General features: G+C 62.7%; 13 protein-coding genes. 1 reads left to right on the top strand and 12 read right to left on the bottom strand.

Features of this window, described 5'->3' with window-relative positions; translation table 11 throughout:
* Window positions 1-11: 11 nt before the first annotated feature.
* From ACH2CW_RS03080 to ACH2CW_RS03055, 6 genes are all read right to left on the bottom strand, one after another.
* On the bottom strand, window positions 12-1,337 hold the full coding sequence (locus tag ACH2CW_RS03080; protein WP_395055382.1) for a TRAP transporter large permease subunit: 1,326 nt from the start codon (window positions 1,335-1,337) through the stop codon (window positions 12-14).
* Window positions 1,330-1,857, bottom strand: coding sequence for a TRAP transporter small permease subunit (locus ACH2CW_RS03075; protein ID WP_395055381.1), 528 nt, complete (start codon window positions 1,855-1,857; stop codon window positions 1,330-1,332). Before ACH2CW_RS03075 ends, ACH2CW_RS03080 begins: the two co-directional genes overlap by 8 nt.
* 16 nt (window positions 1,858-1,873) lie before the next feature.
* Complete coding sequence (locus tag ACH2CW_RS03070) at window positions 1,874-2,956, bottom strand: TRAP transporter substrate-binding protein (protein ID WP_395055380.1); 1,083 nt, start codon at window positions 2,954-2,956, stop codon at window positions 1,874-1,876.
* Window positions 2,957-3,462: 506 nt separating this feature from the next.
* The gene (locus tag ACH2CW_RS03065; RefSeq protein ID WP_395055379.1) at window positions 3,463-4,212 is read right to left on the bottom strand and encodes a hypothetical protein; all 750 of its coding nucleotides are present in this window, start codon (window positions 4,210-4,212) and stop codon (window positions 3,463-3,465) included.
* Window positions 4,213-4,274: 62 nt separating this feature from the next.
* The gene (locus ACH2CW_RS03060; RefSeq protein ID WP_395055378.1) at window positions 4,275-5,177 is read right to left on the bottom strand and encodes a CAP domain-containing protein; all 903 of its coding nucleotides are present in this window, start codon (window positions 5,175-5,177) and stop codon (window positions 4,275-4,277) included.
* Between the two features lie 89 nt (window positions 5,178-5,266).
* On the bottom strand, window positions 5,267-6,109 hold the full coding sequence (locus ACH2CW_RS03055; protein WP_395055377.1) for an AraC family transcriptional regulator: 843 nt from the start codon (window positions 6,107-6,109) through the stop codon (window positions 5,267-5,269).
* Window positions 6,110-6,183: 74 nt separating this feature from the next.
* Here ACH2CW_RS03055 and ACH2CW_RS03050 point away from each other — a divergent pair, with 74 nt between their 5' ends.
* On the top strand, window positions 6,184-7,473 hold the full coding sequence (locus ACH2CW_RS03050) for an MFS transporter (RefSeq protein WP_395055376.1): 1,290 nt from the start codon (window positions 6,184-6,186) through the stop codon (window positions 7,471-7,473).
* Here the strand turns inward: ACH2CW_RS03050 and ACH2CW_RS03045 are convergent.
* From ACH2CW_RS03045 to ACH2CW_RS03020, 6 genes are all read right to left on the bottom strand, one after another.
* Entirely contained in the window at window positions 7,440-8,102 is a 663-nt protein-coding gene (locus ACH2CW_RS03045) for a TIGR02594 family protein (RefSeq protein ID WP_395055375.1), read from the bottom strand. The genes ACH2CW_RS03050 and ACH2CW_RS03045 overlap by 34 nt on opposite strands.
* Before the next feature lie 108 nt (window positions 8,103-8,210).
* Window positions 8,211-9,164 (bottom strand): hypothetical protein, encoded by a 954-nt coding sequence (locus ACH2CW_RS03040; protein WP_395055374.1) that lies wholly within the window; start codon window positions 9,162-9,164, stop codon window positions 8,211-8,213.
* Window positions 9,140-9,475, bottom strand: a complete 336-nt coding sequence (locus tag ACH2CW_RS03035; RefSeq protein WP_395055373.1) for a hypothetical protein — start codon at window positions 9,473-9,475, stop codon at window positions 9,140-9,142. The genes ACH2CW_RS03040 and ACH2CW_RS03035 overlap by 25 nt, the downstream gene beginning before the upstream one ends.
* Window positions 9,476-9,688: 213 nt before the next feature.
* Complete coding sequence (locus ACH2CW_RS03030) at window positions 9,689-10,444, bottom strand: SH3 domain-containing C40 family peptidase (RefSeq protein ID WP_395055372.1); 756 nt, start codon at window positions 10,442-10,444, stop codon at window positions 9,689-9,691.
* A 28-nt stretch (window positions 10,445-10,472) separates the two neighbouring features.
* The gene (locus ACH2CW_RS03025) at window positions 10,473-12,314 is read right to left on the bottom strand and encodes an ATP-binding protein (protein WP_395055371.1); all 1,842 of its coding nucleotides are present in this window, start codon (window positions 12,312-12,314) and stop codon (window positions 10,473-10,475) included.
* Window positions 12,286-12,960: a response regulator gene (locus tag ACH2CW_RS03020; protein ID WP_395055370.1), complete on the bottom strand. Its 675-nt coding sequence runs from the start codon at window positions 12,958-12,960 to the stop codon at window positions 12,286-12,288. The genes ACH2CW_RS03025 and ACH2CW_RS03020 overlap by 29 nt, the downstream gene beginning before the upstream one ends.
* Window positions 12,961-12,983 lie beyond the last annotated feature (23 nt).

Raw genomic sequence — 12,983 nt, 5'->3', positions numbered from 1 at the left:
GGCAAAGTCAGTTACCAGCCAATCGCTTTAGGCAGCCAAAGGGCGATTTGCGGGTACTGGAACACCAGCCCAAGAGTTAAAAGTTGCAGCAGGATGAAGGGCACCACGCCCTTGTAGATGTCCTTGATGTTTACCTCTGGCGGTGCCACGCCTTTGAGATAAAACAGCGCCCAGCCGAACGGCGGCGTAAGAAAGCTCGACTGCAGGTTCACCGTGATCAGCATCGCCAGCCACACCGGGTCCACGCCCTGCGAGATCAGGATCGGCAGAAACAGCGGCACCGCAATGTAGCTGATCTCGATCCACTCGATGAAGAACCCGAGAACAAAGATGATGAGCATCATGAACCAGATGGCGGTGTTGGTGCCTCCGGGCAGCGCGTCAAACATGCTCACGATCAGCTCTTCGCCCTGCAGGCCGCGAAAGGCAAGGGCGAACACCTGCGCCGTCATGAGGATAAACATCATGATGGCGGTGATCTTGCTGGTGTCCAGCGCGGTGGCCTTGAGCGTGGCCCAGTTGAAGCGACCCGACAGCGCGGTGATGATCACCGCACCGACGGCGCCCATGGACGCGGCCTCCGTGGGCGCTGCAATGCCGCCCACGATGGAGCCCAGTACTGCCACCACCAGCATCACCGGTGGCAGCAGCACCTTGAAGAAGCGAATCCAGAGCTGTCGGCGCGAGACCGCGTCGCGCTCGGCGATCGGGATCGGCGGCATGGTCTCGGGCTTGATCCAGCCCATGATGACCAAGTAGACGATATAGACCGCAGCCAGCAGCATGCCCGGTCCCACAGCGGCGGCGAACAGCGTGCCCACAGAAAGCTGCATGATGTCAGACAGCAGGATCAGGATCAGGCTGGGCGGGATGATCTGCCCCAGTGTGCCGGAGGCGCAAATCACACCGCAGGCGACGCTCTTGTCGTAACCGCGTCTGATGAGTGTGGGCAGTGTCAGCAGGCCCAGCGTGATGATGGTGGCGCCCACGATGCCGGTGGTGGCGCCCATGAGCACACCGAACAGCACGATGCCGATGGCCATGCCACCCTTGAGGCCGCCAGCAATGTGGCCCATCACGTCGAGCAGGTCATCGGCCAGGCGTGATTTCTCCAGCATCACACCCATGAACACAAAAAGTGGAATCGCCATCCATTGGTAGCCGCTGACGATGCCGTAGAAGCGCGCGGGCAGCAGGTTGAATAGCGTTTCGCCAAAGCCCAGCCAGCCAAAGAAGAAGCCGGTGACCGCCAGGCTGATGGCCACCGGGATGCCGATCATCAGCATCGCGAAGAAGCCGACCAGCATCAGGATGGCGTAGGTCGACATCTCAAACATGGGTCGTCCCTTCGGTGGTGGAACGAGGTGCATCCAGCAGTCGCAGCAGCTGCGCCAATTGTTGCAACACCAGCAGCCCGAAGCCCAGCGGAATCAGCGCCTTGACAGCCCACCGGTAGGGAATGCCGCCCGGGTCTGATGAGACTTCTCTGATCGAACGCGACTGCTCCACATAACCGAGTGACAGCCATATGAAGCCCAAGCTCACCGCAATCAGCAGCAGCACCGAGATCACGTCGATCACGCGCTTGAGCGCTGGCGAGAAGCGAGCGTAGAACACGTCCACGCGCACATTCTCACCGCGCTGCAGCGCGTGGCTCATGCCCAGAAGGATGAGGGCGGCCAGCAGATGCCACTCAAGCTCTTGCGCCCAGACCGAGCCGAAGCTGAAACTGTAGCGAAGAAACACGTTGGTGGCGACCAGGCCGATCATCAACAGCGCGATCCACGCAGTGAGCGAGCCGATACGGTCGATCAGACCCTCGATGAACGCGGCCAGGGGCCGCAATGCCTTGAGCATGATGCGAATTCCCCACTTAACCGCGAACTTTGATGTGGTAAGCCTCTTCGCTGATCTCGCTCCAGCGGTCGTACTTGGCTTTGAATGCCATGTACGAATCGTGCACTTTCTTGGTCAATGGGTCCTTGATCCCTTCGGCCAGCACCTTGTTGGTTTCCGCGCGCAGCGCCTTGATCACCTCGTCGGGCAGGGGCTTGGCGATGACACCCTGATTCTTGATCAGGTCTTCCATGGCATCAGAGTTGGCCTTCTGGCACCAGCCTTCGCTGATGACATTGCATGCGGCAGAGGCGTTGCTCACGATAGCCTGCAGGTCTTTTGGCAGCTTGTCCCAGGCGGCCTTGTTGATCAGCAGTTCAGACACGGTGGAGGACTCGTGCCAGCCAGTGGTGTAGTAGTACTTGGCGGCTTTATGCAGGCCGAGACGGCGGTCCTGGAAGGGGCCCACAAACTCGGCCGCGTCGATCACCCCACGCTCCAGCGCCGGGAAGATCTCGCCGCCCGGCAGCACCTTTACGTCCACGCCCAGGTTGGCGTACACCTTGCCAGCCAGGCCCGGGATGCGCATCTTCAGGCCCTTGAGGTCGGCCACAGTCTTGATCTCTTTCTTGAACCAGCCCGTCATCTGCACGCCGGTGTTGCCGCAGGGCATTGCCACCATGCCAAAAGGCGCATAGACCTCGTTCCACAGGTCGATGCCGCCGCCGTCGTACAACCATCCGTTCATGCCCTGAAAGTTCATGCCGAAGGGCACGGCGGTAAAGTACTGGGCAGCGGCGGTCTTGCCAGTCCAGAAATACGCGTTGGCGTGGTTCATCTCCACCGTGCCGGCGCGCACTGCGTCAAAGCCCTCGAAGGCCGGGATCAGTTCACCTGCACCGAAGACCTGGATGTTCAGGCGACCGTCCGACATCTCACGAATGCGTTTGGCAAGGTCGGTTGCACTGCCAGGGCCATCCATATAGAACGGAGACCCTTTGCCGTAGGCGCTGGTCATTTTCCAGTTGAGCTTGGCTTGCGCGCGGACGATAGCGGGCGCACTCAGCATCCCGCCAGCGACGGCAGCACCAGTGATGAAATTTCGACGGATCAGCGTCATGAGGAACTCCTGTTGTGTTGATGAGTGGAACGGTCTGCAAACTGACGGTTGTCAACTGGTCAGCCTTTTCACTATGCAAGCCTGATGCCATCCACCAGGCAAACCTCATGCCATCTGGTTTGTTGCGCCAAGCCAATGGTTCGTAAAGAGTTTCTTGAAGTCTCGCCTCGACCCCCCCTGTTTTGTCGGGGCATCGTCAACGCGCCTGGATATCGAATTGGTGCACCAAACGTCAACAAAGCTCACTTTTTTTGATTGTTTGTGCAGGAAAAGTTGAAATTCCCCTCGCTTGGATCACTGGTTCAGTGCCGGTTCGATATGACATCCGCACAAACTGCACTCGGATCGTGCGGCTGCACCACGACGGAGCGAGGGAGCTACAAACGGAAATCACCTCGGCGATTCTTCACACGGGTCATAAGTGTTTTGCAATCCACCACTGGAATCTTTTGCCGATTGAAGATGTGTTTGCGGACAGACCCGTGGAATGTTTCGTAGCTGTCGGATCAAGGAATCTGCACGGGTGCAGCCCACAAGCCCGATGCGGCTGAGACTTCGGCAGGCGCGCCATTCAGCCGCAACTGCGGTTGATCCAGGTGCGTGGCCGAGCCCGGGTCGACGTCGAAGCGGATGCCCAGCGCGTGAGCGACATGGGGGTCCTCCACGGGCAGCTCCCAACTCAGGAAGATCTGGCTGCAGTCGCAACCGGGGCCGAAGCGCGTCGCGTCAAAGCTGCTGCTGCCGCGGTCAATGACGGCGTGCGGCTGCCCGGTATCGAAAATCACCACGGTGCCGCGCCTCAATGGAATGCGCCGGCCCGCCGCGGGGAAATGCAGGTCCAGGCCCTTGTCTTCACTCAGGAACAGGTTGCAAAACGCCATGGCGCCATACTGCGCGCCGTCATGGTGGTACTTCGCGCCGCGGCAGGCCATCAGCGCGACGTCCGAAGCGGCAAGCAGCTCGCCGCGGGCGAGGCCGCGCGTCCAGTCTGCCACCGCCTGCACGCAGTGCCTGTAGTCCGGCCAGCGCATGCGCGCGCGTGGCAGTGAAAGGGGCTCGACGTCGCCGGCTTCGAGTTGCAACTGCTGCGCGATCTCGCGTTCCCAGTCTGCGCTCAGCCGGGCTGGGGGCGCTGGGACCTCGACAGCGCCAGACAACACCGTGTCGCTGACGCTGCGGCTGCGCAGGGTGTCGCCGCTCCAGAAAAAGCAGGCAAGCTGGTCTCGCAGGTGCGGTTCTGAAGGAATGGCGGTCATGGCCGCCAGTGTAGACAGGCGCGAGGCTCGGGTCTGAGCTGCGCCGGCGGCGCCCTCATGCCTTATCTGGCTGTCCCGAACACCTGCACCCAGTAGATGCCCGCGCTGCTGCTGTTGTTGACTGCAAAGGCAGTCGCCATCTCGGAGTAGGCCGGCGACATCAGGTTGGCGCAGTGCTCGGCGCTTCCCAGCCAGTCCTGCATGGCGGCTTCAACCCGGGTGTGGCCGCCGGCGATGTTCTCGGCGATGGCGCGCCAGCGGTAGCCGGCGCTGCTCGCGCGTTCTTCCACATGGCTGCCATCGCGGCCGACGTGGTCAAAGTAGTTGTGCTGTGCCATGTCGGCGGCGTGGGCGGCGGCGATGGCCTGCAGTTTGGCGCTGTAGCGCAGCGGGCGGGTGGCGGCAAACGACGCGCTGCCGCAGTTGCGTGGCGTGGCGCGGGTCTCGTTGACCAGGGTCAGCAAACGCGACTGCACCTCGTCGGCCTGCGCAGCGCCGGGGGGCAGGAAGGGCAGGGCCACAACAATCCATGTCTGGGCGGCTTGCCGGTGAAAGCCGGCTTCTGTCAGATCGGCCTGGGTCAGCACACTGCATGAGGTGCCCAGCGTATTGCGTGTCATCTGGGTGGCGCCCGCACCGCGCAGGATGATCTGCGCGCCGCTCACCGCGCGGTAACCGGCAGATTTCATGGCCTCGTCCAGCCTGTCACCGGCGGCCAGGCGCGCGGCAGCGGCCGAGAGGGCGGCGTTTTCGCGCAGGGGCGGTAACTTGCCGGCCTCCCCCTCGCAGCCCTGCTGTCGCACGGCGTTGATGTCGCGCAACAGGCCCGATTGGCTGGCACTGACTGCGGGGGCTTGTGCCTGGGCAGGTACCGGGCCTGTGGCCGCAAGAAGGGCCAGCGCCAGAGCTCCGGCGACCCTGTGCCATGTCGTGCGTGTCTGGACGGAGTTGCTGGAGGTGTTCATCAGCCCATGGTAGCTGCTTGTCGCAATGCAGGGGTTGGGGTGCGGAAACGCTATGAAATAAATAGCTGCCTACGCAATAAGGACAAGGGCTACAGCCCGTTTTTGTTCTGAAAGTAACTCGGCGACTGACCCATGGCGGCCTTGAACATCGCGGAGAACGCGCTGTCGCTGGCGTAGCCACTGGCCGCGGCCACCTGGCTGACCGGTGTGCCGCGTGCCAGCAGCGGCAGTGCGTGTGCCAGGATGGCCTGCTGGCGCCACTGCTGGTAGCTGGTGCCGAGTTCGTCGCGGAACAAGCGTGCCATGGTGCGCTCGCTGGCGCCCATGTCGGCCGCCCATTCGGCCAGTGTGGCGCGCTCAGCCGGCGCGCGCAGCACCGCCTCGCACAAGGCGCGCAGGCGCTTGTCGCCGTGTTCGGCATGCGGCAGCGGCACGCCCAGCGGCTGGGTGTCGGCGTGGGTGATCTCGTCGATCAGCAGGCTGCTCAGCATGGCTTCACGCGCTGCGCTCGGGCGCGGGCCGTCATGCGCGTCAAGGGCGAGCACCATTTCACGCAGCAGCGGCGACACCACAATGACCCGGCACCCTTGCCAGCCGGCGGGCGTGGCCCTGGCATGGATGTAGAGCGTGCGGAACTCGGCCGCCTCCAGCACGTTGATGGCGTGTAGGGCGCCGGGCGCGATCCACACCGCGCGTGAAGGCGGCACGATGTAGGTGACTTCGTCCGGTACGGATGCCGTCACCTGCAGGATGCCGCTGGCGCAGTAGGCCAGTTGCGCCCAGCCGTGGCGGTGCGGCTTGAAGTGGGTGTCGGCCGGCATGCTGCGCGCACGTACCCGCACCGGGCGCGCCGGGCTGGGCGTGAAGGCGTTGATGCCGTCCACCGAGATCAGGGCCGGGCGTGCGGGGAGGGGGCTGGAAGGGCGGGGCATGGTTTGGCTGAAATTCGCTAAAACATGTCTTTTTGTCGCATTCAGGAATATCGAGTTGATATTACGATAACGCCATGAGCACCACAAGCACGCTGAACCCACCCGCCCTCAACCCGGTCAGCCTGCGCCAGGACGCCGGTGTGATCGGCCTGGTGGGACTGGCGCACATGATCAGCCACTTCAGCCAGTTGCTGCTGGCGCCGCTGTTTCCCTGGCTCAAGGACGAGTTCGCCGTGAGTTATGCGCAGCTTGGCTTCCTGATGACCATTTTTTTCGTGGTGTCCTGCGCGGTGCAGGCGCTGTCGGGGTTTATCGTCGACCGTTTCGGACCGCGGCCGATCTTGTTCGTTGGCCTGAGCCTGCTGGGTATTGCGGCCTTCGGTTATGCGGCCAGCACCAGCTACTGGATGCTGGCGGCCTTTGCCGTGATTGCGGGCATTGGCAACGGCGTGTTCCACCCGGTGGACTACACGCTGATCAACCGCAAGGTCAGTGCGCCGCGCCTGGGCCATGCCTACAGTTTTCACGGCATCACCGGCAGCCTGGGCTGGGCGCTGGCGCCGGCGCTGCTGGTGCCGCTGGCCCTGCTGTTCTCATGGCGCGTGGCGTTGATGGCTGCTGGCGCGCTGGCCTTTGGCGTACTGGTCGTGCTGATGCTCAACGGCAGCAAGTTCGACCTCCCGGTCGCGCCGGCCAAGCCGGCGGGACCGCAGGCGGCTGCCGAAAGCAGCTTTGCCTTTCTGCGCATACCGGCGGTCTGGATGTGTTTTCTGTTCTTCTTTCTGTATGCCGTGATCATCAGCGTGGTGCAGGCCTTCGCGCCGGAAGCGGCGCGAAAACTACACGGCGTGCCGATGACGCTGGCGGCCATGTGCCTGACGGTTTACATGGTGTGCAGTGCGGGTGGCATGGTGCTGGGAGGTTTTCTGGCGTCGGATCCGGCGCGCTGCGAGCGGGTGGTTGGCATCGGCTTCGGCGTGGCCGCACTGGTGGCGCTGCTGATCGGTTTCGGCCCGGTGCCGGCGCTGGCGGTGCCGGCGCTGTTCGGCGTGATGGGCTTTGCCACCGGCATTTCGGGGCCCTCACGCGACCTGCTGGTCAAGAAATCAACCCCTGAAAACGCCACCGGCCGCGTCTACGGCATTGTGTATTCGGGGCTGGACATCGGGCAGGCGGTCGCGCCGCTGTTCTTCGGCACGCTGATGGACCATGGCCAGTACCGCGGCGTCTGGCTGGGCCTGATCGCCACCCAGGGCCTGCTGGTGCTGAGCGCATTTAATGTGCGCAAGGTGCGCCGCACGCGGCTCGCGCCGGCCTGGCCACTTGCGCGTCAGAGCGAGCGAAAGCCGAGCAATTTGCCGTAGGGCTTGGTCTGGGCAATCGGGTACCAGGAGTAGCGCACGGCGTTGTCCTGGTTGCCCCCCAATAGAAGCAGGCGTTTTTTCTCCGGGTCATAGGCCACAAAAATAGCCACGTGACCATATCCGCTTTTGGCGCTAACCCTTTCTCCTACCGCGATATCGCCCAATCTTGCCTTATCGGGGTCTGGCGGCTTGCCGTTGCGCCACTGGTTCCAGGAAAGGGCCATCGCTGAATTCGTACCGATGTAGCCGCTTGCCTCCATGCACCAGTTCATGAAGCAGGAGCACCAAGCGGTTTCGTCTTTGGATGCATTGTTACCAGAGAGATTGTCAACCGTGGCCATGTATTGCAGGATGCGCGGATGATGCCCGCTTCCGGGCAATTCTTTCACACCGACTTCGCGTTGCGCGATGGCCAGCCACGGGGGAACATCGGCACCAACCGGCATGAGATGCTTCAAATGGCACCAACCATTTATCGCTGGGCCACTCACCTTGGCCCAGCAACCCGTGGCGTCGATCTCTGTCGCAGAGAGTTCGGAACCACGGTGTACGAATCCTAGCGATTCACCACCGGGATCCTTACGAACGTGAAGGGTGTCGGCTGTGACAAACATTGCTAGGTGTTTCATCTTCATCTCCTGGTTGAAGGGGTTGGTGGCAACTGGTTCATTGGGGGCCGAGGCAGCGTCGCTGTTCACAGACCTACCACCGGAGTTCGGCACATGACTGGCCGTGGGTCAGGTGACTGAACAAAGCGTGGCTCTGACTTTTTCTCTGCCTTCCGAACTTGTCTGAACTTTGAACTGGTCGGTCATCCGACTGGCGGCACGACCCAGAAAGGGCAGTTCGGCCTCGAAGTCGCCCCGTCTCTTGTAAAACTGGGCGACCCACTCTTTGGCGTTAACGCGTGAAATCGAATTCAGCTTCGTCGCGGCGTCCTTGCTGACATCCGCGCGCTTTGAAAGCGCGGTCACGCAAGCCTCAATCACCTTGTCAGATTTGGCGTTTTCATCCTCCGCGATCGCAATGAACTTCGTGATCTGTTCGAGCTGATCCTGGGACGGGTCTTTGACGTCGTCGTGCTTCATACTCTTGTCTGAAAACACGTTACTGACCAGGCCAGTCTGCTTGGCAAGGTACTGCGCGGCGATTCCCGTGGCAAAAAAGCTGGCGATGCGGCCTCGGACGTCGCCGCCGTTGCGATTAGCGCTTGCATTGGCGCCCAGGTCGCCGCCAAAGCTGGCAAAGGTCGAGAGGGCGTCGTGCGAATCGCTGGTACGCTGTCCGCTGCTCTTGTTGCCTTTGGCCGAGTCGCCGTCGCCGAGCAGCTTGGGGCCCTTGTTGCAATTGACCTGCTCAAACCCCGTGGCATCCGTAACGGTTGTTATGTTCGGGTCCTTGTCTGGGTTCCCCGTGGCCAGGTTGGTCGTGACGGTCTTTTTCGACGATGCATCGCAAGGAAGAGGGCCATTCACGCCGTTAGCCCAGACCGGCACCCAGGCGAGTTGCCTTTCCCTGTAGCCCAGCGTGATCGATGCTCCCGGATCCGTGGCAGAAGGTGTTGCAACTCCCAGACCAATATCCCGCTTGACGGAGAAGATCACTGTGTTGTTGTGCTGCGGCAATGACCCGCAGGCGGCAAGCAGCACACTTGCGATGACGAGGCCTATTCGGCTTGTGAGATGACGCATATCCCCTCCTTGATCTCTGGCGTTATTGATTTCGCAGAAAGTGTGCTTTTCGAGTTACCTTGGCTGAAAACGACGACACGGCATGCGGGCGGCATCGATACAGACAATTCGTGATGAGCACCCAGCGAGACTCCGGCGCCGGCACGAAGGCCGACGCTGCTGATCGAAAAAATTCGAGTGTCGAGGGTTTGGGCGGCGGGCATCGGACTGAGGCGGACCAGGCCCAGGTAGTAGGTCGCGCCATCGGCATCGGTGTAGGCGGAAGCACAGCCGGATGTCGCCACGCAGAGGCATACGCTGACGAGCAGCATGCCGCACGCTTTGCGTACGCTATTCGCTGAGACTGTCTTGCTTGGGTCGGTAGCGCCACTGTTTGCCATGCGCAGATGGTTTCACGCTAGCCCGACGTTGCCATCCCCCAAAAAGGGGATTCGACGTGGCATTCAGATACCGCCTTTATGGTGCACTGCCGACGCAGCGCTGGCCGTCAGAGGATGCCAACCGCCTAACCGCCCGCTTACCTGTCAGTCGCCGTTTGTGACCGTCGGCTGATACAGCGTGTACAGAAATTTCCCGTATGGCTCTTTGTTCTCTCGCGGGTACCAGGTGTAACGCACGCTCTTTAGACCCTCCTTGTCCTGGTCCCGCGGGTCCATGCGTTGGTTGCCGCCTAGCAGCAGCAGTCGGTCCTTGAACGGATCTTTCGGGTCCTGTTCCCAGGCAATGATGAAGGCGATATGACCGAGCTTACCGCCTTTCAGCAGCCGCTCGCCGATGGCCATGTCGCCGGGCTTGGTGTCCTCGGGGATGCGACCGGGGCCATTGCGCAATGCTGCGCCGGGCCAGGCTTTCCACTCCTTGGCGAAGGTGGTTTTGACACGCGGTTTATTACATTGTTTCATGCACCAGTACATAAAGCAGGCACACCAATCCTTGTCCATGGCAAGCGAGCTGCTCACGCTGCGGATGTACTCCTCGATCCGGCTCTTGTGGGTCTTGTTGTTCACGCCCACCTGGCGCTGGGCCCACGGCATCCAGGGTAGCCCGGCCGCTGCGGTGGGCACCAGGTCACGCAGATGGCACCAGCCCCCGCCACCCTCGGCTTCCACCTTCACCCAGCAGCCGGATAAATCGTCGAGTTCTTTGCTCATGACGGTTTCGCCGGCCCTCAGCTTACCGGTGACGGGCGAGTCGCCGCTGGGGGTGCTGTGCAGGGTGATGGGCAGAACAGGCGGCTCGATGTCTTCGAGCACGGTCATTTGCAGGTCGATCTGGCTCATTCGTAATTTCTCCGTCGGGGTTGTGGAGTCAGGCGCTCAGGGCAGAAAGGTGAGGAAACTGCAGGCGCAGCGTCGTGCCGGGGTGGGCAGGCGCAAGCTCGATCCCGCCACCCAGGCGTGCGGCGCGCGAGCGCATGTTGTCCAGGCCGCGCCCCGGTCGGGTGTTGCCGAGCATGCCTGCGCCGTTGTCCTGCACTTCCATGCGTACCTCGCCAGGCTGCGCCAGCAGATTTATTTGCACATGTTTTGCGCCGGCGTGCTTCAGCACGTTGGTCAGGGCTTCCTGGGCAATGCGCAGCAACTGCAGCCCCGCATGCGGCGCCAGCGTGAGCATGCCATCAGGTGTTTCCACTTGCCAGCTTGATGCAATCCCGGCCATTTCCAACTGACGCTCCCATCGGAAGCGGAAGTTGCTCCAGGCTTCCAGAAAATCGTTGCTGTCCGGACTCATCGCCTCCAGCGCAAGCCGCATGTCGGCTATACAGTCACGCAGGGCCTGCGCGATGCCTTCCTGCGCTATGGTTCCTGCGTCAACGCGCGATAACGTGACAAACAGCTGCGAGCCCAGGCCGTCGTGCAGGTCGCGCATGATGCGCTGCCGCTCGTCGTCTGCGGCATGCTGCTTCTCAAGCCGGTGTACCTGCTCGTATTTGAGCGCCAGCGCCTGCTCCCGCTCGTCCACGCGCGACTCCAGGGTGCGGTTGAGGTGCTCAAGGTCTTGCAACGCCTTCACAAAGCGCCCGCTCAAGATGCCACCCATGATCAGCAGAAGCAGGTCGGCGGCGTAGTGCAGCAGGAAGAAGCGCTGGCTGGCCCAGTGCCCTACTGCCGCTTGCAACCACTGCGTGTTATTGGCCAGCATGTAGTCGTGCACGCCCGCCGCCACGGCAACCGCCAGGCCCAGACCCAGCGCCGTGGTGGATGGCTGGCGGTGACGCCACGCGGCGTAGGCGCTGAAGACAACCATGCTCATCCCGATCAGGATCAGGCCTGCGGCCCAGATGCGGCCTGCCAGAACTTCGCTGCCGCCGCCGGCCACGTAGCTCAGCGGCCCAAGTAACCAGTAAGCCAGCAGTGCCCGCTCCGTCCGGGGGCGCACACTACCGGCCAGTCGCATAGCGAAGATCATCAGAACGATGACGAAGCCGCCTGTGGCGCTGTGATAGAACATCCGCCACGGACCCCACCATCCGGCGGGAAGCACCTCGACGATGAAGGTCAGGGTGCGTGCACCCCACAGCAGTGCGGCCAGTCCGAACAAGCCGTACAGCAGTTCCTCCCGCCGGCGCCACCAGATGAACAGCACCAGCACCCCCACCAGCGTGCAGGCCACTACCGTGAATTGCGGCATGGTGCGCGCCCAGAAGCGCCGGTTTTCGTAGGCCGCAAGCTGCCGCGCCTGTGGTCCCATGCTGAGCGCCGGCAGCCGGCTGTTGGGGCTGCTGCTGCTAGCCGCCGCGCGAACCAGAAGTTCGTTGGCACCAGTCTTGAGCATTGCATCAGGCACCGGCAGCAGGAAGGGGCGCTCCCAGCGGACGACCGAGGCGTCGTCTGATTGCGCCACCTCTGCCAGGGGGAACCCGTTGAGGTAAAGTGCGCCGCCCGCGTAGAAGTAGGGCAGATAAACCGCCCAGGATTCCGCGCGGTTTTCCGGCGCCTGGAATTCCATCCGGTACCAGGCGGCGCCGGGCTCCGAGTGCGGCAGCGCGACACTGCGCCAGGCCGCATCCGGGGGCGGCGGAGTGGCGGAGTCCGAGGGGAATACTTGCGCCGTTGCCGGGCTGACAGGCTGCTGCGGCTGGGCGCTGGCGTTGCCGCACAGCACCAACAGCAGCCAGAAACTACAGCAGGCCCAGCTGGTTCGCCTCATAGACCGCCTCGCCTCGGGAATGAACAGCCAGCTTCTGATAAACCCGCTTGACATGGGTGACCACCGTATGCGGCGAGATAGCCAGGATTTCACCCACATCCCTGAAACTCAGGCCCTTGGCAACGAGGCGCAGGATTTCAGTCTCGCGCAGTGATAGCGGCGTCTGCTGCTGTTGCGATGCAGGGCCCGGCGCTGCCGCATGTCCAGTAGCGGTAGCCGGTGGGGCGACGCGAAAGCGTTGCAGCACGCGGCGGGCAATGGCTGGACTGATGGGTGAGCCGCCGGCGCGCACCTCCAGGATGGACGTGGCGATGTGCTCGGGCAGGGCGTCTTTCATCAGGTAGCCGGTGGCTCCGGCGGCGATGCTGTCGATGACGTTGCCGTCGTCGCCGAACATCGTGACCACCAGCACGTCGCATTGCGGGTTGCGGGCGATGGCGTGCCGGATCACCTCGATGCCGTGGCCATCCGGCAGGCCTAGGTCGGTCAGCACCACATGCGGGGCCACCCCATCGATCAGCGCGCGCGCCGCGGCCACCGTGGACACCGCCCCGGCCAGCTCTAGCGCAGGTTCGGCCATCACCGCGTCTGAAAAACGCCGCAGGAACTCGGGCTCGTCCTCTACTATCAACACGCTGGTACCCATACAACTCCGTTTAGCTCCAGTCG

It is taken from the genome of Polaromonas sp. (genome assembly GCF_043778355.1).
Taxonomy (GTDB): Bacteria; Pseudomonadota; Gammaproteobacteria; order Burkholderiales; family Burkholderiaceae_C; genus Polaromonas.
This window is presented reverse-complemented; position numbering and strand designations above follow the sequence as displayed.